Annotated in this window: 17 protein-coding genes, 1 tRNA gene and 2 pseudogenes; 14 read left to right on the top strand and 6 right to left on the bottom strand. The window is 72.2% G+C overall.

Annotation, left to right across the window (positions count from 1 at the left end; translation table 11 throughout):
- The first annotated feature begins 22 nt into the window (after positions 1-22).
- The 4 genes from A6A27_RS04715 (at position 23) to A6A27_RS04700 (ending at position 4419) form a co-directional block, all read left to right on the top strand.
- Positions 23-1048, top strand: a complete 1026-nt coding sequence (locus tag A6A27_RS04715) for a 3-oxoacyl-ACP synthase III family protein (protein ID WP_241825069.1) — start codon at positions 23-25, stop codon at positions 1046-1048.
- A gap of 73 nt (positions 1049-1121) precedes the next feature.
- The gene (locus A6A27_RS04710) at positions 1122-1355 is read left to right on the top strand and encodes an acyl carrier protein (RefSeq protein WP_073833222.1); all 234 of its coding nucleotides are present in this window, start codon (positions 1122-1124) and stop codon (positions 1353-1355) included.
- Positions 1352-2257 carry a thiamine pyrophosphate-dependent dehydrogenase E1 component subunit alpha gene (locus A6A27_RS04705; RefSeq protein ID WP_073833220.1) on the top strand — a complete coding sequence of 302 codons (906 nt, stop codon included), beginning with the start codon at positions 1352-1354 and terminating at the stop codon, positions 2255-2257. The genes A6A27_RS04710 and A6A27_RS04705 overlap by 4 nt, the downstream gene beginning before the upstream one ends.
- Positions 2254-4419 carry a 2-oxo acid dehydrogenase subunit E2 gene (locus tag A6A27_RS04700; protein WP_073833219.1) on the top strand — a complete coding sequence of 722 codons (2166 nt, stop codon included), beginning with the start codon at positions 2254-2256 and terminating at the stop codon, positions 4417-4419. The genes A6A27_RS04705 and A6A27_RS04700 overlap by 4 nt, the downstream gene beginning before the upstream one ends.
- Positions 4420-4567: 148 nt before the next feature.
- On the opposite strand, the gene A6A27_RS04695 is transcribed toward A6A27_RS04700, so the two are convergent.
- The 4 genes from A6A27_RS04695 to A6A27_RS45665 all read right to left on the bottom strand — a co-directional run bounded on the left by A6A27_RS04695 (position 4568) and on the right by A6A27_RS45665 (position 7218).
- Positions 4568-4981 (bottom strand): TrmH family RNA methyltransferase, encoded by a 414-nt coding sequence (locus A6A27_RS04695; protein WP_198940186.1) that lies wholly within the window; start codon positions 4979-4981, stop codon positions 4568-4570.
- 238 nt (positions 4982-5219) lie between these two features.
- Positions 5220-5897, bottom strand: coding sequence for a response regulator (locus A6A27_RS04690; protein ID WP_198940185.1), 678 nt, complete (start codon positions 5895-5897; stop codon positions 5220-5222).
- Positions 5894-6652 (bottom strand): sensor histidine kinase, encoded by a 759-nt coding sequence (locus A6A27_RS45670; protein ID WP_241825068.1) that lies wholly within the window; start codon positions 6650-6652, stop codon positions 5894-5896. The genes A6A27_RS04690 and A6A27_RS45670 overlap by 4 nt, the downstream gene beginning before the upstream one ends.
- Positions 6646-7218: a DUF7134 domain-containing protein gene (locus tag A6A27_RS45665; RefSeq protein WP_241825067.1), complete on the bottom strand. Its 573-nt coding sequence runs from the start codon at positions 7216-7218 to the stop codon at positions 6646-6648. Before A6A27_RS45665 ends, A6A27_RS45670 begins: the two co-directional genes overlap by 7 nt.
- Positions 7219-7440: 222 nt before the next feature.
- Between A6A27_RS45665 and A6A27_RS04680 the strand changes: the two genes are divergently transcribed.
- The 3 genes and pseudogenes from A6A27_RS04680 to A6A27_RS42845 all read left to right on the top strand — a co-directional run.
- On the top strand, positions 7441-8145 hold the full coding sequence (locus A6A27_RS04680) for an ABC transporter ATP-binding protein (RefSeq protein ID WP_073833215.1): 705 nt from the start codon (positions 7441-7443) through the stop codon (positions 8143-8145).
- Positions 8142-9242: pseudogene (locus A6A27_RS47075) on the top strand (FtsX-like permease family protein); the annotation flags it as partial. The gene A6A27_RS04680 and the pseudogene A6A27_RS47075, both read left to right, overlap by 4 nt.
- Before the next feature lie 424 nt (positions 9243-9666).
- Positions 9667-9783: pseudogene (locus tag A6A27_RS42845) on the top strand (SDR family oxidoreductase); the annotation flags it as partial.
- Between the two features lie 21 nt (positions 9784-9804).
- Here A6A27_RS42845 and A6A27_RS04665 read toward each other — a convergent pair.
- Positions 9805-10458 (bottom strand): nucleotidyl transferase AbiEii/AbiGii toxin family protein, encoded by a 654-nt coding sequence (locus A6A27_RS04665; protein WP_073833214.1) that lies wholly within the window; start codon positions 10456-10458, stop codon positions 9805-9807.
- Entirely contained in the window at positions 10455-10781 is a 327-nt protein-coding gene (locus A6A27_RS04660; protein ID WP_073833212.1) for a hypothetical protein, read from the bottom strand. The genes A6A27_RS04665 and A6A27_RS04660 overlap by 4 nt, the downstream gene beginning before the upstream one ends.
- Before the next feature lie 1100 nt (positions 10782-11881).
- Between A6A27_RS04660 and A6A27_RS04655 the strand changes: the two genes are divergently transcribed.
- The 7 genes from A6A27_RS04655 to selB all read left to right on the top strand — a co-directional run bounded on the left by A6A27_RS04655 (position 11882) and on the right by selB (position 21874).
- On the top strand, positions 11882-12466 hold the full coding sequence (locus A6A27_RS04655; RefSeq protein ID WP_073833211.1) for a hypothetical protein: 585 nt from the start codon (positions 11882-11884) through the stop codon (positions 12464-12466).
- Positions 12467-13077: 611 nt separating this feature from the next.
- Positions 13078-16341, top strand: coding sequence for a formate dehydrogenase (gene fdh, locus A6A27_RS04645; RefSeq protein WP_143193878.1), 3264 nt, complete (start codon positions 13078-13080; stop codon positions 16339-16341).
- Complete coding sequence (locus tag A6A27_RS04640) at positions 16338-17381, top strand: 4Fe-4S dicluster domain-containing protein (protein WP_073833206.1); 1044 nt, start codon at positions 16338-16340, stop codon at positions 17379-17381. Before fdh ends, A6A27_RS04640 begins: the two co-directional genes overlap by 4 nt.
- Positions 17378-18532, top strand: coding sequence for an NrfD/PsrC family molybdoenzyme membrane anchor subunit (gene nrfD / locus A6A27_RS04635; RefSeq protein WP_073833205.1), 1155 nt, complete (start codon positions 17378-17380; stop codon positions 18530-18532). Before A6A27_RS04640 ends, nrfD begins: the two co-directional genes overlap by 4 nt.
- A gap of 138 nt (positions 18533-18670) precedes the next feature.
- Positions 18671-18766, top strand: a tRNA-Sec gene (locus A6A27_RS44105).
- Between the two features lie 50 nt (positions 18767-18816).
- Positions 18817-20109 (top strand): L-seryl-tRNA(Sec) selenium transferase, encoded by a 1293-nt coding sequence (selA, locus tag A6A27_RS04630; protein ID WP_073833203.1) that lies wholly within the window; start codon positions 18817-18819, stop codon positions 20107-20109.
- Between the two features lies 1 nt (position 20110).
- Positions 20111-21874, top strand: coding sequence for a selenocysteine-specific translation elongation factor (gene selB / locus A6A27_RS04625; RefSeq protein ID WP_073833202.1), 1764 nt, complete (start codon positions 20111-20113; stop codon positions 21872-21874).

Genomic DNA, 21874 nt, shown 5'->3' with positions numbered 1-21874 from the left:
GGTATGCATCCAAGGATCTGCGGTGGGACGGGCAATAATGAGCTTCGGGCTGGTGTCCTTTGGCGAGGCTCTCGGCGATGCGGTACCAGTGGCGGACGTGGTGGGGCAGTACACCGACGACGTGAACCGGGTCCTCGGATACGGCTACCGCCAGGTGCACCGCAGCGCGCCGGAGGTTGGCCTGACCGACCTCGCCGAGCGGGCCGCCCGCCAAGCCCTCGACGCCGCCACGCTCGCCGCCGCGGAGGTGGACCTGCTGGTGCTGGCCATCACCGACCTCACCGAGTACCTCTACTGGGACGCCGCCGCCGACCTGGCGCACCGGCTCGGCGCGGTCAACGCCGAAGCGGTGCTGCTCACTCAGGCATGCACGACGGGCGTGCTCAGCTTCGACACAGTCGCGGGCAAGTTCGCCACCCACCCGCGGTACGCCACCGCCCTCGTGGTGGCCGCGAACCGGACCAGTGAGGCGTACTGGAACCGGATGGACACGCAGCCGATGGTCTTCTCCGACGGCGCGGTCGCCACCGTGGCCCGACGCGGGCAGTCCCGGCTGCGCTGGCTCACCACGGAGGCCGCCACCGACGGCCGCTACGCCCCGTTCTACCGGCTCGACGTGGGCGGCGCGGCGGCCCCCTTCGGCCCTGGCGCCGAGCCGCCTGCCGCACGCGACGTGTGGAACGTGATGGAGTTCTTCGACTACGACGCCGAGCAGTTCGCGCAGTTCGCCCGGGACCTCGACGAGCGGGCCGTGCGGGTCACCGAGCGGGCCTGCGAGCGCGCGGACATCAAGGTCGCCGACCTCGCGCGCCTGATCCTGGTCAGCGACAACGAGCGGTCCATGGCGTCCCTGGCGCAGGCGCACGGGGTGCCACTGGCGCGAACCAACCGGGAACTGGCGGCCGAGCACGGTCATCTCGGTGCGGCGGACCAGCTTTTCGGGCTGAGCCGCCTGCTCGCCACCGGTGAACTCAGCGAAGGCGACCGGGTCGCGCTGATCGCGCTAGGCCGGGGAATGCACTGGGCCTGTACCATCCTCGAGGTGTAAGCATCGACCGCTCGATCGGTTTGACAGCGCGCCGCCGCTGCCGCCTGAAATCCGTTCTGGGAAGGGACACTTGATGTCCAGTCGCCTGGTGCGGCTCGTCGCCGACGTCCTGGCGTTGCCGGTCGATCAGGTCGACGCGCAGACCGGTCCCGCGACCACAGCGGCCTGGGTGAGCTTGCGACACCTCCAAATCGTCGCCGCAGTCGAGGACACGTACGGGATCGCCATCACGCCACGGGAGATCCGGGCCGTTCGGTCGGTGGCGGACCTGCGCGAGCTGCTCGCGCAGCGGGGCGTCGAGGAATGACATCCGCCGCGCCGTCTCCGCTTAGCGACGCCGACCTCGGCACCGGGCTGCTCATCCGCCGATTCGAGGAGGAACTGCTCCGCCTGTACGCGGACGGCCACATCACCGGCACCACGCACACCTGCCTCGGCCAGGAATACATCCCGGTCGCACTGGCCCCGCTGCTGACCGGGGACTTCGTGTTCAGCAACCACCGAGGGCACGGGCACTACCTGGCCCACTGCACTGACCCGGACGGCCTGCTGGCGGAACTGCTCGGCCGGGAGGGCGGGGTGTGCCATGGGCGCGGTGGCAGCCAGCACTTGCGCCGGGAACGGTTCCTGTCCACCGGCGTGCAGGGCGAGAGCCTGCCCGCCGCAGTCGGCGTGGGGCTGCACCTCAACCGCACCGGGCAGGACGCGATCGTGGTGACCTACATCGGTGACGGCACCTGGGGCGAAGGCGCCCTCTACGAGGCGCTCAACATGGCGCAGCTGTGGCGGGTGCCGCTGCTGGTCGTGGTCGAGCACAACCGGATCGCCCAGTCCACCCCGACCACAGAGCAGCTGGCCGGGACCATCGGCGGCCGGGTCGCCGGTTTCGGGATCACCTTCAGCGAGTCGGATTCGCTGGACCTCAACGAGGTGCGCGCCGCCGCCGCGCCGCACATCGAGCGGGTCCGCGCCAACCGACAGCCGCATGTGCTGGTGCAGCACACGGTCCGGCTCGGCCCGCACAGCAAGGGCGACGACTCCCGCCCGGCCGACGAGATTCGCCGGCTGCGCCACCTCGACTGGCTGCAGCGGTACGCGGCCGCGTACCCGGCACAGTTTTCGGCCGCTGACACGCAGGCCCGGCAGCAGGTCGCGGAGATCTCGGCCGCGGCGCTGGCCCGGCCCCTGGCGAGCGGCGGCGTGGCGTGACGCGCCCCGAACGAATGAGCCAGAACCTCAACCGCGCCCTGCACGAGCTGTTCGCCGCTGACGAGCGGGCCTGGCTGCTGGGCGAGGATGTCGTCGACCCTTACGGCGGCGCCTTCAAGGTCACCCAGGGCCTGTCGACGGCCTACCCGGACCGGGTGCTGTCCACGCCGTTGAGCGAGAACGGCATCACCGGCGTCGCGGGTGGCCTGGCGCTCTGCGGTGACACGGTCATCGTCGAGATCATGTTCGGCGACTTCGTCGGCCTCGCCTTCGACCAGATCATCAACTTCCTCACCAAATCCGTGACCATGTATGGCGAGCACACCCCGATGCGGGTCGTGATCCGCTTCCCCGTCGGCGGTGGGCGGGGCTACGGCCCGACGCACAGCCAGAGCGTGCAGAAGCACTTCATCGGCATCCCGCACCTCGCGCTCTTCGAGCTGTCGCCACTGCACGACGCGGCCGACGTGCTCGCCGCCGCGCTGCACCGCGGCGAACCGTCCATGCTGTTCGAGGACAAGATCCTTTACACCCAGCGGAGATACGTGGACAACCGCGTCGACGACCGCCTCGCCTTCGCGCTGCTGGGCGCGGACCGCAACTGGGCCCGCGTCTACGACCCGGCTGCCACCGCCGCGCCGACGCTGGTCATCGCGCCCGGCGGGGTCGCCAACCGGGCGATCGCCGCCGCCCAAAAAGCCTGGGAGCAGGGGCGCAATGTCGAGGTGCTGGTCCCAGCCCGGCTCTACCCCTTCGATGTCGACGGTGTGCTCGGCCTGCTCGACAGTGCGGACGGCGTGATCATCGCCGAGGAGAGCACGGCTGGCGGCACCTGGGGAAGCGAGGTCGCCACCCGGCTCTACGCCGCCGCGTGGCCGCTGCTGCGTCGGCCGATCGAGCTTGTCAGCTCGGCCGCCAGCATCATTCCGTCGGCACCGCACCTGGAACGGGCGGTCCTGCTCAGCACAGACACGATCCTGGAACGGATCATGCACCGCTCCACTGGCGAGCCTGCCCCGTCGGGAGCGGCGAGTCGCGATCGGGCTGCGCCGTCATGGGAAACGCCCTGCACGCTTGTGGCGCAGGTGGCGGCGGTTGTAGCACTCGCTGGCCAGGCGCCCACCGAGCAGTCACACGCTGGTACGGCTCCGGCTCCCAGGGCCAGTTCGCCGCTGACCAGGTTGCGCCAGGCGCGGGCGGCGGAGCAGGGCGTCGCGGTGAGCGTACCCAAGCTCAACAACAACGACGACAGCTATGTGCTGCTGGAGTGGCTGGTCCCAGCCGGCGCCACCGTCGAAATCGGACAGGTGATCGCGGCGGTCGAGACCTCCAAGGCGATCGAGGAGCTGGCAGCGACGCACGCGGGTGTCCTGCGCCAGGACCTCGCCGCCGGAGCCAACTGCGTCCCGGGCTCGACCATCGGCTACATCCTGTCCGCCGGTGCCGTCCCTGCTGCGGCACCCCCGGCCGCTGAACCGTCCGCGGTGACGCAACCGGCGCTGCCGGGGCGGCCGCTGCCACCGTCGCAACGCCGCATCGCCGACGTGGTGGCCACCTCACACCGGGAAATCCCGGTCGCCTTCACCGCCGTGCGGGTCGACGTGACCGCCGCCCTCGCGTACGCGCGCAGGGCCGCCGACGAGACCGGCGCCGATGTCAGCCTGACCGAGGTTGTCATCGCTGCCGTGGCCAAGTTGCACGAGCAGTTCCCTGCCCTCTACGCCGAGCTCACCGGGGACGGCCGGGTCATCGAGGCGGCACAGCCGTCGGTCGGGCTCACCGTGGACGTCGGCACCGGGCTGTTCCTGCCGGTCATCCGCGACGCGGCGAACCAGGCCTTGGGCGACCTCGCCGACACCGTGGTCGAGCTGCGAATGAAGGCGCTGCGCAACCGGCTACGCGAGGACGACATGGCCGGGATGAACTTCCTGGTCGCGCTCAACAACACCCCCGGCGTGATCTACGCCCAGCCGATCATCCCGCCCGGCGTCACCTGTGCCCTGTCGGTGCCCGACGTGCACCGCGAGGTCGTGCTGGACGTCGGAGGTGAGGTGCGCGAGCGGATGATGGCCGACCTCGGGCTGGCCTACGACCACCGGCTGGTCAACGGGGCGCAGGCCGGGGCGTACCTGGCCGCGCTCAACGCCGCCCTGCAACTGTAACCGTGGAGCCCACACGAGCACCATCACCGCGTACGCCCGGCGGTCCGGCGACGGGATCCCGCAGGTGCGCGCCAGGCGCCGGCGACTGGTCGTGGATCCGCTGCGCCGTCCCGTCCGCCTCCCACCTGGCGTAGTTGTCATACACCGTCTAGATGAGTCCAGCGAGCTTGTACAGCACGAGGGATCCAGCCACCGCGACGTTGAGGCTCTCTCCGGTGCCGAGCATGGGGATCTCCACGGCGGTGTCGAGCAGGTCGAGTGCTTCCGGTGGGATGCCGGTGGCTTCATGGCCGAGGACCATGACGGTTCGCCGGGAGGCGGTCGGCAGTTCGGCGAGCCGGATCGCTTCGTCGGCCAGCTCCACACCGACAATGTGCGCCCCACCGTCCTTCTGTGCCCGCAGCCAGCCCGCTGGGTCGCCAGCTCGGTGTATGCAGCTGGGCCGGCGTAGCGTGTTGCCGCGGACGATGGCCTCATCGACCCAGCCGAAGCGAGGTACGGCCAGGCATGCCCCGACGGCGTCGCAGGTACGCAGCAGAGTGCCGAGATTCGCACCGTGCATCGGCCACAACGGGGCGGCGATCAGATGGTCCCAACATCGGTGGGCGCGGGGTCGGCGGGCGGCCCGGATCTCTCGGCGGGGCCGTACCCGGATCGACGGGCTCACCGGACGGGAGCGCTCACGCTCCGAGGATCAACGTTCATGGGGGAGTGGTGCTTCGCGGCGCACCCGACCATCGACGAGTCGTTCAGAACAGCGAGCGTAGCGTGAGCCATCCGGCGGCCCATGTCAAGGCGGGCTATGGCGATGTTGCCGGGTTGATAAGCCCCGTTTGGTAGGCGAGGACGACGGCTTGGACGCGGTCGCGAAGTCCGAGCTTGGCGAGAATGTGGGCAACGTGGGTCTTGACGGTCGATTCGGAGACGGTGAGGCGGTCAGCGATTTCGGCGTTGTTGAGGCCCTCGGCCAGCAGGCGCAGGACATCGAGCTCGCGTGCGGTCAGGGCGGCCAGGTCGCGGGGAATCATGGGCGTCTCGCTGTGGTGGCGGCGGGCGAATCGTTCGACAAGGCGGCGGGTGATCGCGGGCGCGAGGAGCGCGTCGCCGGTGCGGACCAACCGGACAGCGGCAAGCAGGTGTTCAGGGCTGACGTCTTTGAGGAGAAATCCGTTGGCTCCAGCGGTCAGCGCCGCGTACACGTACTCGTCGAGGTCGAAGGTCGTCAGCATGATCACGCTTGGCTGGTCGGCGACGGCGCCGCTGAGGATGCGCCGGGTGGCCTCCAAGCCGTCCAGTTCGGGCATTCGAATGTCCATGAGGACCACGTCAGGGCGGGTGCGCCGGACGGCATCGACCGCTTCGCTGCCGTTGGTGGCCTCGGCGACCACGTCGACGCCGTCGCTGGTCAGAATCATCCGGAAGCCGGCCCGGACCAGTGCCTGGTCGTCGGCGATCACGACACGTAGCGGCAGGGTCACGGGGCCTCCAAGGGGATCTGCGCGCGGACGCGGTAGCCGCCGGTGGGGCGTGGACCGGCGAGCAGGGTTCCACCGTAGACGGCAAGCCGTTCCCGAAGCCCGATCAACCCGCGCCCGCTGCCGGTCGCTGCCGGCCCGCGCGGTGCACCGCTGCCGTTGACCACCTCTACGCGCAGGTGGTCGGCGTGGTAGTCGACGACGACAGTCGCGGACGCGCCGGCCGCATACTTGACGGTGTTGGTCAGCGCCTCCTGCACTACCCGGTAGGCCGCCAGCTGGATCCCCTCCGGCACGGGACGCGGCTGCCCGGCCACGCGTAGCTGGACCGGAACGCCGCTGACCCGTACGCCCGCGACGAGCGCGTCGAGCCGGTCGAGGCCGGGCTGGGGTGCGAGGTCGGCAGAGCCGGCCGGATCCGCGCCGTCGGCGTTCATCGTCAGCAGCCCCATCACGTGACGCAGCTCGGACATCGCCGCCCGGCCGCCCGCCTCGACCGCAAGCAACGCCTCGCGGGCCTGCTCCTGGTCCGCTGCCATCACCCTGCGAGCGGCGCCGGCCTGGATGACCATCATGCTCACGTTGTGCGTCACGACGTCGTGCAGTTCCCGGGCGATGCGGGCGCGTTCCTGTTCGGCAGCGTGGCGGAGGGCCTCCTGCCGTTCGCGTTGCAGCGCGGCCGTCCGCGCGCGTTCCTCTTCGGCCCGGCGCCGCCACCTGCGCAGCCCGTCGGTCGCGATGGCGATGGGGATCAGCACCAGGAAAGGGACGGCATCGGCGGAGACGGTGGGCAAAGCCGACGATGCCTGAAGCTGGTGTACAGCAGGGCCGCTGCGGACTGGCTCGCCAACGCGGGAAGCCGGTACGGGCTGTAGACCGCCGCGCTGTACGCGGCAATGACGCAGGCGTAGAACGAGAATCTCAGCGTGGCGCGGTCGTCCGTCACCGTGGCCACCGCCACGGCCGTGCCCATGACGATCCAGAGCGCCGCCAACGGATAGCGGCGGCGCACCGCCAGTGGCGCCGCGATGAGCAGCATCACGATCGCCCAGATGAGGTGATGCTGGGCCAGCGCCGGAACGTTCGCCGCGAGGGTGCCCGCCGGTTCCAGCGGGATCGGTGGTTCCGGGGGATCCGGCCGTCCCGGCACGGCGATGTCCCCGGTGACGGCGATAGAGGACACGCCGTAGCTCGCCCGGATCGCGACGAGACCGAGGCCGAGCGCGAGGACCGCGTCGAAGACGTGGGTGCGCCGGGAGAGCCGTGGCAACGGACCCGATGGGCGCAGCAGCTGACCCAACCATGCCCGCAGCTGGTGCGTCATCGATGCCACCTTGTCACCCGGCCCATTCTGGCCCTGCGCCACGGCCGACGGCATCGGTCTGAAGATCCACTGGGCTCACGCCGAGAGCGTAGGCCGTAAGGATGACCTGCATCGCCGTCATCCCGCAGGGCTGCCGAAGATCGCTCGCCGGGCCGACGAGTCCGGATACCGACCGCGCCTAGCGTCGTCCACCAGCGCATCAGCAAGCCGAGGGAGACGACGATGACCGTGCCAGCCATCGAGCTGCACGACGTAACGCGCCGATACGACGACGGGCCGCCCGCACTGCATCACACGATGCTGAGCATCGCGCCCGGCGAGGCGGTCGCCGTCCTCGGGCCCTCCGGCAGCGGCAAGTCCACGCTGCTCAACCTGATCGCGGGTCTGGACCGGCCGAGCGGCGGCACCGTGACCGTGGACGGCGTACGCGTCGACAAGCTCAACGAGGCGGGCTCGGCCCGCTACCGGCGCGACAAGATCGGCATGGTGTTCCAGTTCTTCAACCTGCTCGACGACCTGACCGTCATCGACAACGTCGTCCTGCCCGCGCAGCTGTCCGGCATGACGCGCGGTGCGGCCCGCCTCCGCGCCGAGGAACTGCTGGACGCGCTCGGCGTTGCCCGGCACGCCGCCGCCTATCCCGGCCGACTCTCCGGCGGCGAACGGCAACGCGTCGCCGTAGCCAGGGCGTTGATGAACCGGCCAACGCTGTTGCTGGCCGACGAACCGACCGGCGCGCTGGACACCGCCTCCGGTGACGAGGTCAAGCGGCTGCTCAACGACCTGCACGCCGACGGCCAGACGATCGTCCTGGTCACGCACGACCTGGCCCTGGCGCAGTCGTGCGCAACCCGCACGATCCGACTCGTGGACGGCCGGGTCGTCGCCGACAAAACCCGAGCTGTCACCGTGGGGCGGGCCCGATGAGCGCGATGGGCCGCGTGGTGCGCTCCGGCGTGGCACGCCGCCGGATACAGACCGTGGTGATCGGGCTGGCCACGATGATGACGGTGACCGCTTCGGTGCTCGGCGGATCCCTGGTGGCCGCCTCCAGCGGGCCGTTCGACCGCGCGTTCACCCAGCAGCACGGCGCGCACCTCACGGCGCAGTTCGACGCGGCCAAGACGACGCCCGCGCGGCTGGCGGCCTCCGCGCGGACCACCGGTGTCATCGCGGCCGCCGGCCCGTTCCCCACCGCGACCGCCGCGCCACGCGATGCCACCGCCGACATCGACCTGCCGCCGATGACGATCGTCGGCCGCACGACGCCCGGCGGAGAAGTGGACCGCGTGCCGCTGAGCCAGGGACGGTGGGTGAACCGCCCCGGCCAGATCGTGCTCTCCGCCGACTACCCCGTCGGGCCGTCCCCGCTGGATACCGTCCTGCGCTTTCCCGACCTGCCGGGGCAGCCGACGCTGACGGTGGTCGGCGTCGCCCGGTCGGTCACCCGTACCGCCGACGCCTGGGTGTCACCGTCCGACATCGCCACGTTGGCCGCATCCGGCGCGACCGGCGGGTACCAGATGCTCTACCGCTTCGCTGAGGCGAGCACCGCCGCGCACGTCGACCGGGGTCAGGCGGCGGTGGTCGCCCTCGTCGGATCGCCGGCGCTGGCCGGGGCGCAATCGTGGCTCACCGTCAAGGACGCCAACGAGCGCGAAGTCGCGCTGTTCCTGCCGTTCCTGGTCGCGTTCGGGATACTGGGCCTGGTCATGTCCGTGCTCGTCGTCGGCACCGTGATCGCCGGCGCGGTCGGCACCGCAACGCGACGCATCGGCGTCCTCAAGGCCATCGGGTTCACTCCCGCGCAGGTCGTGCGGGCCTACGTGACCCAGGCGCTGCTTCCGGCCGCGGTCGGCATCGCGACCGGGGTCGTGGCCGGGAATCTCCTGACCATCCCAGTACTGGCCGACACCGATCAGCTCTACGGCACGACCACCGCCGGCGTCACCTGGTGGGTCGACGCCGTCGTGGTCGTCGGCGCGCTGGGCATGGTGACGCTGACCGCGTGGGCCGCGGCGCTACGGGCCGGCCGGCTCCGCACCGTCGATGCGATCGCCGTCGGACGTACGCCCCGCCCCGGCCGCGGGCAATGGGCGGCCCGGCTGACCGCCCGGCTCCCGCTGCCGCGACCGGTCAGCCTCGGACTGGCCCACCCGTTCGCCCGGCCCGCCCGTGCCGCCGCGGTGCTCGCCGCGATCATGTTCGGCGCGGCCACGGTCACCTTCGCCGTCGGCGTGGCCGCTTCACTGAACCAGGTGCAGATCGCCAAGGACCACGCCGCCGCCGACGTCGTCATCGACACCTTCGCCCCACCGCGCGGAACCGGCCCTGCCCTCAACACCGCGCCGCGAGCGTTGAGCGCCGACGACACCGAGAAGATCACCGCGGCGATCCAGGCACAACCCGGGACGGGCAAGTACTACAGGGTCGCCACCACCCAGGTCGGGCCGCCCCGGCCAGCCGGCCGAGCTCGCCCCCGCGTACGTCTTCTTCGCCTCACAGGAGTCCAGCTACGTGACGGGGGAGATCCTCGGGGTTACTGGCGGCAAGCTCACCCGGTGAGGCGCAGCCGGAACTGCCCGGTCAGCGGGGCCAGGCGGCCATCCGGCGGCGCACCTCGGCCACCTGGTCGGCGTCCAGCCCGTAGCGGCTGAACCGCCGGTCCGGCACCTCGTCCAGGTAGCGGCCCGCCGCCCGGACGTCCTCGAGGTCCAGCGCCGGATCCACCTGCCGGGCCAGCGCCAGCAGCTCCGTCACGTCGTACCGGTCCAGGGCGGCGGAGACGTCGATGAAGTCGCGTACCTCCCGGCGGTTGACCAGCGCGGCGGTCTTGTTGGCGATCAGGTCGCGGACGTCCATCACCGGACCCAGGTCCATCACCACCGGGCTGCGGTACCGGTCCAGCCGGGCCAGGCTGAGCCGGATCTGCCGGCCGTCCCGGCTCACCACGAAGTCCCGCATGTCCCGGTCGAAGCCGTCGAAGAGCTCCGCCAGCTCGCTGCCCGGATCCGCGTCCACCACCTGATAGCCGGCCCGCTCCAGCGCGGCCCGCACCCCGGCCGCCGCCGCGGCGGCGGCGCCCTCCACGTCCGCGAACAGGTCCACGTCCTCGGTGGGGCGGGTGACCAGGCCGTGCGCCGCCCACGCCACGCCGCCGCCGAGCACGAACCGGTGCGGCCCGGCGGCAGCGAGGGCCACCCGGGCCACGTCCCGGTAGAAGTCGTGCAGATGGCTCACGCGGTACGCAGGTCCCGGTGCCGGCTCTCCCAGGCCAGGCGGACGCCCCGGGGCAGGTTCAACCGCCGCCACACCCGGCGCAACGTCCGCCCGTCGATCAGCTCGCGCAGGTCGTCGACGCGGGTGGTCTCCCGCAGCACGTTCTCGTACATCCAGAGCAGGTCGTCCGGCTCGCCGAGATCGAAGGCACGCTCGCTGCTCCACATCAGCCGTACCGGCAGCTCGACGATGCCGCGGGTGGGGCCGGTGAGCTCGGCGAGGGTGCGGGTCACCACGGCGGGACGCCCGGGGCGGGCGAGGTACGCGCTGGTGACGACCGACATGCTGTCAGGGTAACCCCTGTCTCCGGTTTTCCCGATGTCCTGTTCGTCGATGTGGTGCGGATGTGGCCCGCCGTGCCCGTCACGGGTCGCTGTCGCCGTTGGGGTGCGGCCTGCGCCCCGCCACGGGCCGCTGCTGTCCTTGGTTGCGGTTGGGGTGTGGCCCGCCGTGCCCGGCTCCCGGCGGTCAGGCTTGATCCCTTCGCCGGTCACGGCGGGCCACACCCGGGTCGTGGTCCGGCGCCGTTCGGGTGTGCGGTCTGCGTGGTTCGCGTCCGGTGTACGTCGTGCGCATTCGCCGTCCCGACCGGATGCGAGGCGTAGCTGATACCCAATCGTGGGTGGGCGGGGCGGGCTGCGTGACTCGTGCCTCGGGGTGCGGGCTGGGGCTCGCCCTGGTTGGCCGGTCGTGGCTGGCCTGTCTTCGGTCTGCCGGGGTGGGTGCTCAGGGCGCGCTTTCGCCGAAGGTGGGCCCTCGCGGCGTTCTGGGGCCACTTTCCCTGAAAGTGTCGCCTCGTTTGTTGTGCCGGGGCGGTGATCGACTCGGTGTGCGGTATGTGGTGGTGTCGCGGGTGCCGGATACCGCTCATGCGGTACGTGGAGTGGATCTACGGGGGTTGCCGGCCGCCCGCCCGAGCGTTGTGGTCGGCGATGCCCCGTTTGCGGGATCTGGAGTGGATCAACGGAGGGGGTCGGCCACTTGGCCGGGGGTTGTGGTGGGTGGTGTCCGGTTTGCGGTGACGGTCGGCATCCTCTGCCTGGAATCTCTGGCGGCCGGGGGTCGTTGAACACGGGTGCACGGCCGAGTAAGGCGCCCCGCAGGCCGGGGTGGCCAGGCCCGGAATGTTGGTGGGCCGCCGGTCGTTGCAGATGACTCGCGACCGAGGAAGCCGCCCGGTGTGGTGGGATGGCCAGGCCGGAATGTTGGCGGGCCGCCGGTCGTTGGATATGGTCCCGGCGCCGCGAAGAGGCGATCCCCCGTTGCCCCGCGAGCCAGCCGGTCGAAGACTTTCCCCTCTTTTGTTTGAGCGCCTGACGGTGCTTGCGCACATGTAGCCGACCCCCATCGGTGTGTGCGCCAACCCCCGAATGGAGCTTTCGTCATGAATTCGATGCTGCGTAAGAGTGTTCTTGGTGTTGCTGGTCTGGCTTTCACCGGTGGTGTGTTCGCCGGTCCGATCGCCGCTCACGCTGCTGAGCCGGTGCACGCCAACCCGGTGGCGGCGGTGCAGGCCGACAAGCCGGACATGGGCAAGCTGGTGCCGCATGGTGTGCAGGGCGCCCAGTCGAAGATCACCCTGAACGACGAGCAGACCGCGAATGCGAAGGCGATCATCGCCGCGACGAAGAAGGCCGGGCTGCCGGAGCGGGCCGCGGTGATCTCGATCGCCACGAGTCTGCAGGAGTCGAAGCTGGAGAACCTGGGCCACCTCGGCGACAAGAATGACCATGACTCGCTGGGCCTGTTCCAGCAGCGCCCGAGCTCGGGTTGGGGTACGCCGGAGCAGATCACGGACCCGGAGTACGCGACCCTGGCGTTTGAGAAGGGTCTGAAGCAGGTCGACGGGTGGCAGGACATGCCGCTGACCAAGGCCGCGCAGACGGTGCAGGTGTCGGCCTACCCGGACGCCTACGCCCAGTGGGAGCAGCAGGCCGCTGACCTGGTCGCCCAGCACTGGAACAGCTGACCCACCTGATCAGCTGACCAACTGAAGAACACGCACAAGCCGCTGGCCGGCACCCGAACGCGGGTGCCGGCCAGCAGCCGTTTCCGGAACCTTGGACAGCCGCCCGTCAGCGCTGACCGGAACCGTCAAAGATCCCGAAGCGCGCACTGGCGCAGCAGCGCCCACGGCCACGGCAGCAGGTCGTACCAGAAAGGAAGACCGCGACGCACGGTCGCCCCCAGCCCACAACAGCAACCACCTCACCGCAGCAACCAGCCCGCAAGAGCACCCAGCCCCACCACCAAAACTCAGGTGACTGCGGTCACGAAGCGCAGCGGAAGAACGGCACCCCTCGTACCGTTGTGCAGAGCGTCGGTGTGTCCAGTGTCCCCGGGCCTCACCCAAATTGCCTTCGCGGAATACCGTCCGGCTGGAGCCGCGTCGTGCCACTCGCCGAGAGGCGACCTGCACACCGACGCCCAGCGGCGCCCCGGCCATCCGGTCGGGGCGCCGCTGTTTTCCCCACGCTGAAGATTGCCGAAAATGATCCGCGACTCGACTCGCGGGGCCCCGGCGGCTGGCCTAATGTTCAGGAGGTCAGCATCCGCCAGCGGGGGAGGGGGTGTCGCGGGATGGGTCTGAAGACCTTCATCGAGGGTTGGCCGGTCTACCGGCAGCTCACCGGCACGGACCCGCTCGCGCGGGGCGCGGCGGCCCAGTCGGCCCGTTCGGCGGCGCTGACCGCGCGCACCGAGACCGCCGACAGCATGGCGCGCTCGGTCTGCCCCTACTGTGCGGTGGGCTGCGGGCAGCGGGTGTTCGTCAAGGACGGCCAGGTCGCCCAGATCGAGGGTGACCCGGACAGCCCGATCTCCCGCGGCCGGCTCTGCCCGAAGGGCTCCGCCAGCAAGAACCTGGTCACCAGTCCGCTGCGGCAGACCACCGTCCGCTACCGCCGGCCGTACGCGACCGAGTGGGAGGACCTCGACCTCGACACGGCGATGGACATGATCGCCGACCGGGTGCTCGCGGCGCGGGACGCCACCTGGGAGGACACCGACGAGCAGGGACGGGCGTTGAACCGCACCCTGGGCATCGCCAGCCTCGGCGGCGCCACGCTGGACAACGAAGAGAACTACATCATCAAGAAGCTCTTCACCGCGCTCGGCGCACTACAGATCGAGAATCAGGCGCGGATTTGACACTCCGCCACTGTCCCCGGTCTGGGGACCAGCTTCGGTCGCGGTGGCGCGACGGTCTTCCAGCAGGACGTCGCCAACGCTGACGTCATCGTCATCCAGGGCTCGAACATGGCCGAGGCCCACCCGGTGGGTTTCCAGTGGGTGATGGAGGCCAAACGGCGCGGCGCGAAGGTCTTCCACGTCGATCCCCGGTTCACCCGTACCAGCGCGCTGGCCGACACCTACCTGCCGATCCGGGCGGGTACCGACATCGCGTTGCTGGGCGGCATCGTGCGCCACATCCTGGAGAACGAGCTGGACTTCCGGGAGTACGTGCTGGCGTACACGAACGCGGCGACCGTCGTCAGCGAGGAGTTCGTCGACACCGAGGACCTGGACGGCCTCTTCTCCGGCTACGACCCGAAGACCCAGACGTACGGGCAGCGTAGCTGGCAGTACGCGGGCCACGAGAAGAACTCCGGCGACCGCGACACGCACAAGGAGCGGGAGACGGCCGCCGGCCTGCGACACGAGTCGCACGGCATGCCGGTCGGCGGCCAGGTCCAACGGGACGAGACGTTGCAGCATCCGCGCTGCGTCTACCAGCTCCTCAAGCGGCACTTCTCCCGCTACACCCCGGAAATGGTGGAGCGGACCTGCGGCATCCCACAGGACAAGTTCCTGGAGCTGGCCAGGGCGTGGACGGAGAACTCCGGCCGGGAGCGCACCGGGGTGCTGATCTACTCGGTGGGCTGGACCCAGCACAGCGTGGGCGTGCAGTACATCCGGACCGGCGCGATCATCCAGCTGCTGCTGGGCAACATGGGGCGTCCTGGCGGCGGCGTCCTCGCTTTGCGCGGCCACGCCAGCATCCAGGGTTCGACCGACATCCCGACGTTGTTCAACCTGCTGCCGGGCTATCTGCCGATGCCGCACTACATCGACCACACGAGCTTCACCGACTGGGTGGACAGCATCCGGCACCCGGGCCAGAAGGGCTTCTGGGACGGCGCCCGAGCGTTCGGCGCGAGCCTGCTCAAGGCGTACTGGGGCGACGCGGCGACGCCGGAGAACGACTTCTGCTACGGCTACCTGCCCCGGATGACCGGCGACCACGGGACGTACCAGACGGTGCTGAACATGATCGACGGCAAGGTCAGGGGATACTTCCTGCTCGGCCAGAACCCGGCGGTCGGCTCGGCGCACGGCAAGGCCCAGCGGCTGGGCATGGCGAACCTGGACTGGCTGGTGGTCCGCGACCTCTTCATGATCGAGAGCGCGACGTTCTGGAAGAACAGCCCGGAGGTGGAGACCGGCGAGATCGTGCCGGAGGAGTGCCGCACCGAGGTGTTCTTCCTGCCGGCCGCCTCGCACGTGGAGAAGGAAGGCACCTTCACCCAGACCCAGCGGCTGCTCCAGTGGCGGGAGAAGGCGCTGGACCCGCCGGCCGACGCCCGCTCCGAGCTGTGGTTCTTCTACCACCTCGGCCGGATCATCCGGCAGAAACTGGCCGCCTCGGACAAGGCCCGCGACCGTGCGGTGCGCGACCTCACCTGGGACTACCCCACGCACGGCGACCTAGTGGAGCCGAGCGCCGAGGCGGTGCTGCGGGAGATCAACGGGTACGAGGTGGCGACCGGCCGCCCGCTGTCGGCGTTCACCGAAGCCAGGGACGACGGCTCCACCGCAATCGGCTGCTGGATCTACACCGGGGTGTACGCCGACGGGGTCAACCAGGCCGCCCGGCGCAAGCCCGGACGCGACCAGGACTGGGTGGCCGCCGAATGGGGCTGGGCCTGGCCGGCCAACCGCCGCATCCTCTACAACCGCGCCTCCGCCGACCCGGAGGGCCAGCCGTGGAGCGAACGCAAGAAGTACGTGTGGTGGGACGCCGACCGGGGCGAGTGGACCGGCTACGACGTGCCGGACTTCGAGAAGAAGAAAGCGCCCACGTACCGGCCACCGGAGGGAGCCACCGGTGTCGAGGGGCTCGCCGGCGACGACGCGTTCATCATGCAGGGCGACGGGAAGGGCTGGCTGTACGTGCCGACCGGGCTGCAGGACGGACCGATGCCGACGCACTACGAACCGGCCGAGTCCCCGATGCGCAATCCGCTGTACGGGCAGCAGGCCAACCCGACCCGCAAGGTCTACGACAACCCGGTGAACTCGGTGAACCCGAGCCCGCCGCAGCCGCACACCGACGTCTTCCCGTACGTGTTCACCGTCAGCCGGCTCACCGAGCACCACACGGCTGGCGGGATGAGCCGGATGGTGCCACGGCTGGCCGAGCTCCAGCCGGAGATGTTCGTGGAGGTCTCCCCGGAGTTGGCGGGTGAGGTCGGCCTGGACCACCTCGGCTGGGCGCACCTGATCAGCGGGCGGGCGGCGATCGAGGCCAAGGTCCTGGTCACCGACCGGCTCACCCCGCTGCGGCTGGACGGCCGGGTGATCCACCAGGTGTGGCTGCCGTACCACTTCGGTCGCGAGGGCATCGTCACCGGCGACTCGGTCAACGACCTGTTCGGCATCACCCTGGACCCGAACGTGCTGATCCAGGAGAGCAAGGTCGGCACATGTGACATCCGGCCCGGCCGCCGGCCGACGGGACCCGCGCTGCTCGAACTGGTGGACGACTACCGGCGCCGGGCCGGGCTGGTCGGGGGCCGCCCGCCGATCGTCACCACCGACGCGTCCGAACGGGAGGTCGGATGATCGAGGCCAACAGCCTCTACGGGCCGCTCGATCCCGCGCCGGACGCCGGGTGGACCGACGCCCCGCCCCGGATGGGCTTCTTCACCGACACCAGCGTCTGCATCGGCTGCAAGGCGTGCGAGGTCGCCTGCAAGGAGTGGAACGGGGTACCTGACTCGGGCTTCGACCTGCTCGGCATGTCGTACGACAACACCGGCGCGCTGACCGCCAACTCGTGGCGGCACGTCGCCTTCATCGAGCAGCCGCGCCCGGCCGGGCACCGTACCCCGCCGTTCGAGGGGAACCCGACCGGTCCGGCGGCCAGCCCGGCCAGCGCCGCCACGGCCGCCGGGACCGGCACCGACACCGGCACCAACCCCGGCCTGCCCCCGGGTCGGCCGGATGCCGCCACCCGGATGGCCGCCGGGCCGGAGTTCCTCGGCATGCCCGGCTCCGAGCCGCCCGGCCGGGCCACCGGCGCCGAGTCGCGCACCGACTTCCGCTGGCTGATGATGTCGGACGTCTGCAAGCACTGCACCCACGCCGCCTGCCTGGACGTCTGCCCGACCGGGTCACTGTTCCGCACCGAGTTCGGCACCGTCGTGGTGCAGGAGGACATCTGCAACGGCTGCGGCTACTGCATCTCCGCCTGCCCGTACGGGGTCATCGACCAGCGCAAGGGCGACGGCCGGGCGTGGAAGTGCACGCTCTGCTACGACCGCCTCGGCGCCGGCATGACCCCCGCCTGCGCGCAGGCCTGCCCGACCGAGTCGATCCAGTTCGGGCCGCTGGACGAGCTGCGGGAACGCGCCGCCGCGCGGGTTGCCCAGTTGCACGACCGCGGGGTGCCGGAGGCGCGGCTCTACGGCCACGACCCCACCGACGGCGTCGGCGGCGACGGCGCGTTCTTCCTGCTCCTCGACGAGCCCGAGGTGTACGGCCTGCCACCGGACCCGGTGGTCACCACCCGGGACCTGCCGAAGATGTGGAAGCGGGCCGGGCTGGCCGCCCTGGCCATGGCGGCGGCCGCCGTCGCCGCGTTCGTCGGAGGTGCCTCGTGAGTCCGGACCGCGCCCCGGTGGGCGACCTGTTCCGCCGGTTCCGCGAGCGGCTCGCCGCCGACGGGCCGGAGCGCCTCGTCGGGCCGGGGCAGGCACCGCAGCCGTCGCGCGGCGTCGACCCGATCGAGCGGTCCCGACGCAAGGGCCGCAGGGGCGGCGGCGGGGAGCAGATCAACGTGCCGCCGGCCGAGTTCACCTCCTACTACGGCCGGCCCATCCTCAAGCCGCCGGTGTGGAAGTGGGACATCGCGGCCTACTTGTTCACCGGCGGCCTCGCTGCCGGCTCGTCGCTACTGGCCGCCGGCGGCCAGCTCACCGGCCGGCCGGCGCTGCGCCGGGCCGGCCGGGTCACCTCCCTCGCGGCGGTCAGCGCCAGCGCGTACTTCCTCATCCACGATCTGGGCAAACCGAGCCGGTTCCACCACATGCTGCGGGTGGCGAAGCCGACCTCGCCGATGTCGGTGGGCACCTGGATCCTGAGCACCTTCGGCCCCGCCGCCGGGCTGGCGGCGGTCGCCGAGGCGGTGCCCTGGCTGCCCGAGCGAGGCCTGCTCGGCGTCGGCCGGCGGCTGCTGCCTCCCGCCGGGCACGCGGCCGGGCTGCTCGCCGCCGCCACCGCACCGGGGCTGGCCACGTACACCGGGGTGCTGCTCGCCGACACCGCGGTGCCGTCCTGGCACGACGCGTACCCGGAACTCCCGATCATCTTCGCGGGCAGCGCGCTGGCCAGCGGCGCCGGCGTGGGGTTGCTGGCCGCGCCCACCGCGCAGGCCGGCCCGGCGCGGCGGCTCGCGGTCGCCGGCGCCGCCCTGGAGCTGTGGGGTTCGCACCGGGTGGAGAACCGGCTCGGCCTGCTCAGCGAGCCCTACGCGACCGGCACCCCCGGCAGGCTGCTGCGCGCCGGCCGGGCGCTGACCGCCGCCGGGGTGGCTGGCGCGCTGGTGGGGCGGCGCAGCCGGCTCCTCTCCGGCCTGTCCGGCGGGGCGCTGCTCGCCGCCGCGGTCTGCACCCGGTTCGGCATCTTCCACGGCGGGGTCGCCTCCGCCCGGGATCCGAAGTACACGGTGCTGCCGCAGCGGGAGCGCGCCCGGCAGCGGGAACTTCAGGCACCAGACGTCAACGGTCCGGGCGCCGACCCGACCGGGGGGTAGCTGCGCTGCCGCCGATCACCTGCCTGCCGACCACCTCCGGCCGGCGCCGGCCACGCTTCGGGACGCCCTGACCCTGACCGCGCGGCGGTTCGCCCCTCTCGCGGGCGGACGGAGATCGCATGTGGTTAAGTGCTCGGTGGAGGCGTTCAGGAGGCTGGTGCCCCTCCCGGTCTTCAAAACCGGTGTGGTCCGGGACCCGGGCCAGGCGGGTTCGATTCCCGTCCGTCTCCGCCAAGCAACCGTGCGGCTCCGCCGGCGCGAGGCAGGCCAGGGGGAGATGACCGATGCGTGACGCCGACCCGCGGCGGCGGGTGCCACGTACCGACACGTTGCTGGCCGACCCCGGGCTGGCCGCCGCCGTCGACACCCTCGGCCGCGACCGGGTCAAGGCCGCCATCGTCCGGGCCCAGCAGCGTGCCCGCCGCGGCGAGATCACCCCCGACGAGGTACGCGACGCCGCGCTGGCCGACCTGCCCGCGCCCGCCCCTCGGGCGGTGCTGAACGCCAGCGGCGTTGTGCTGCACACCAACCTCGGCCGGGCGCCGCTCTCCGGCCCTGCCGTGGCGGCCCTCGTCGCCGCTGCCGGGCACACCGACGTGGAACTGGACCTGCGTACGGGGCGGCGGGCCCGGCGCGGCCGGGACGCCCTCGACGCGCTCGCCGCCGCCGTGCCCGACGCGTCCGCCGTGCACGTGGTCAACAACGGTGCCGCCGCGCTGGTCCTTGCCGCGACCGCCCTCGCCGCCGGCGCGGAGATCGTGGTCAGCCGGGGCGAACTGGTTGAGATCGGCGACGGCTTCCGCCTGCCGGACCTGCTGGAGAGCACCGGCGCCCGGCTGCGCGAGGTGGGCACCACCAACCGCACCACCCTCGCCGACTACGCCGCCGCGCTCGGCCCGGATACCGGGTTTGTGCTGAAGGTGCACCCGTCGAACTTCGTGGTCCGCGGCTTCACCTCGACGGTGCCGGTGCGGGACCTGGCCACCCTGGGTGTGCCCGTGGTCGCCGACATCGGCTCCGGGCTGCTCGCCCCGGACCCGTTGCTGCCCGACGAGCCCGACGCCGCCACCACCCTGCGCGCCGGCGCTCACCTGGTCACCGCCAGCGGCGACAAGCTGCTCGGCGGCCCGCAGGCGGGTCTGCTGCTCGGTGCCGCCGACCTGGTCGACCGGCTGCGCCGGCACCCGCTCGCTCGGGCGCTGCGGGTGGACAAGCTCACCCTGGCCGCGCTCGCCGCCACCCTGCACGCCCCGACCACCCCGACCCGGGCAGCGCTGCACGCCGACCCGGCCGCGCTTCGGCAGCGGGTGGAACGGCTGCGCGACCGGCTCGGTGAGGACGGGTGCAAGGCCGAGGTGGTGCCCAGCATCGCGGTGGTCGGCGGCGGGGGCGCGCCCGGCGTGGAGCTCGACTCGTGGGCGTTGAGCCTGCCCGAGCGGTACGCCGAGCCGCTGCGCACCGGCGAGCCGCCGGTCCTCGGCCGGGTCCTGCACGGGCGGCTCCTGCTCGACCTGCGGTGCGTACCGGCCGACGCCGACCAGGCCGTCCGGGCGGCGATCCTGCGGGTGGGCGGCTGACATGTGGGTCGTCGCCACCGCCGGGCACGTCGACCACGGCAAGTCCACCCTGGTCCGGGCACTGACCGGGATGGAACCCGACCGGTGGGCGGAGGAACGCCGCCGGGGCATGACCATCGACCTCGGCTTCGCCTGGGCCGCCCTGCCCTCCGGCGGGACCGTCGCCTTCGTCGACGTGCCCGGGCACGAGCGGTTCGTGCCGAACATGCTGGCCGGCGTCGGCCCGGTCCCGGCCGCGCTGATCGTTGTCGGCGCGGACGAGGGCTGGATGCCACAGTCGGCTGAGCACCTGGCCGCACTGCACGCGCTCGGGGTGTCGTACGGGCTGCTGGCGGTGACCCGCGCGGACCTGGCCGACCCGGGCCCGGCGCTGGCCCGCGCCCGGGCGGAGATCGCCTCCACCTCCCTCGGCGAGGTGGAGGCGGTGGCGGTCAGCGGCACCACCGGCGCGGGCCTGCCCGAGCTGCGGGCCGCCCTCGACCGGCTCGCCACCCGGCTGCCCGCCCCGGAGCTGGACGCCCCGGTGCGGCTCTGGGTGGACCGCTGCTTCACCATTCGGGGCAGCGGCACCGTGGTCACCGGCACCCTCGGCGGCGGCCGGCTGCACGTCGGCGACCAGCTCGAACTCGCCGCCACCGGCGAGCCGGTGCGGGTCCGCGGCCTGCACTCCCTCGGCGTCGCGCGGGACCGGATCGACGCGGTCGCCCGGGTGGCGGTGAACCTGCGCGGCGTGCCCCGGGAGCGGATCGCCCGCGGCGACGCGCTGCTCAGCCCCGGCCGGTTCCACCGCACCGACCTGCTGGACGTCCGGCTCGCCGGCGATCCGGCCGCCGACCTGCCGGCCGCCCTCACCCTGCACGTCGGTTCCGCCGCCGTGCCGGCCCGGGTACGCCCGCTCGGCCCGGACACCGTGCGGCTGCGGCTGGCCCGGCCGCTGCCGCTGCTGATCGGGGACCGGGCGCTGCTGCGCGACCCCGGCCGGCACCACGTCGCCGGCGGGGTGACGGTGCTGGACGTGGCGCCGCCGCCGCTGCGCCGGCGGGGCGCCGCCACGGCCCGGGCGGCGGTGCTGGCCGGGCTGGACGGCCGGCCCGACCTGGCTGGGGAGATGCGCCGCCGGCGGCTGAGCCGGGCCGGCGAGCTGACCCGGATGGGGGTGGCGGTCACCGCCGCGCCGGTGGCCGGGGACTGGCTGGCCGACCCCGAGCACTGGCGGGCCCTGGGCGTCCGCCTCGCCGAGGAGGTCACCCGGTACGGCGTGGCGCATCCCCTGGAGCCCGGCGTGCCGGTCGAGGTGCTGCGCCAGCGCCTCGACCTGCCCGACCGGGCGCTGGTCGCGGCGCTGCTGCGGCCGCCGCTGCGGCTGCGGTCCGGCCGGGTGACGGCCGCGGCGGCCGACACGCTGCCCGATCCGGTCGCGCGCGCCGTCGACCGGGTCCGCGTCGAGTGCGGCGACCGCCCGTTCCAGGCCCCCGAGGCGCACCGCCTGGCCGACCTCGGCCTCGGCCCGCGGGAGATCGGCGCGGCGGTCCGGGCGGGAGCGCTGCTGCGGCTGGCCGACAACGTGGTGCTGCTGCCGGGCGCGCTCGACGACGCGGTCCGAATCCTGGCGCGGCTGCCGCAGCCGTTCACGCTCAGCGCGGCGCGGCAGGCCCTCGACACCACCCGCCGGGTGGCGGTGCCGCTGTTGGAGCTGCTGGACCGGCGCGGTGCCACCCGCCGGCTGCCCGACGACGGCCGCGAGGTGGTGGCACCGCCTGGCTGA

The organism is Micromonospora sp. CB01531, assembly GCF_001905095.1.
In the GTDB taxonomy this organism is placed as follows: domain Bacteria; phylum Actinomycetota; class Actinomycetes; order Mycobacteriales; family Micromonosporaceae; genus Micromonospora.
This window is presented reverse-complemented; position numbering and strand designations above follow the sequence as displayed.

Coding starts and splice junctions, on each gene's coding strand:
- A6A27_RS04710 (WP_073833222.1), top strand. CDS start 1,122: ATGTCCAGTCGCCTGGTGCGGCTCGTCGCCGACGTCCTGGCGTTGCCG.
- A6A27_RS04705 (WP_073833220.1), top strand. CDS start 1,352: ATGACATCCGCCGCGCCGTCTCCGCTTAGCGACGCCGACCTCGGCACC.
- selB (WP_073833202.1), top strand. CDS start 20,111: ATGTGGGTCGTCGCCACCGCCGGGCACGTCGACCACGGCAAGTCCACC.
- A6A27_RS04655 (WP_073833211.1), top strand. CDS start 11,882: ATGAATTCGATGCTGCGTAAGAGTGTTCTTGGTGTTGCTGGTCTGGCT.
- A6A27_RS04695 (WP_198940186.1), bottom strand. CDS start 4,981: ATGCACGGTGCGAATCTCGGCACTCTGCTGCGTACCTGCGACGCCGTC.
- A6A27_RS45665 (WP_241825067.1), bottom strand. CDS start 7,218: ATGACGCACCAGCTGCGGGCATGGTTGGGTCAGCTGCTGCGCCCATCG.
- A6A27_RS04680 (WP_073833215.1), top strand. CDS start 7,441: ATGACCGTGCCAGCCATCGAGCTGCACGACGTAACGCGCCGATACGAC.
- A6A27_RS04660 (WP_073833212.1), bottom strand. CDS start 10,781: ATGTCGGTCGTCACCAGCGCGTACCTCGCCCGCCCCGGGCGTCCCGCC.
- A6A27_RS04640 (WP_073833206.1), top strand. CDS start 16,338: ATGATCGAGGCCAACAGCCTCTACGGGCCGCTCGATCCCGCGCCGGAC.
- selA (WP_073833203.1), top strand. CDS start 18,817: ATGCGTGACGCCGACCCGCGGCGGCGGGTGCCACGTACCGACACGTTG.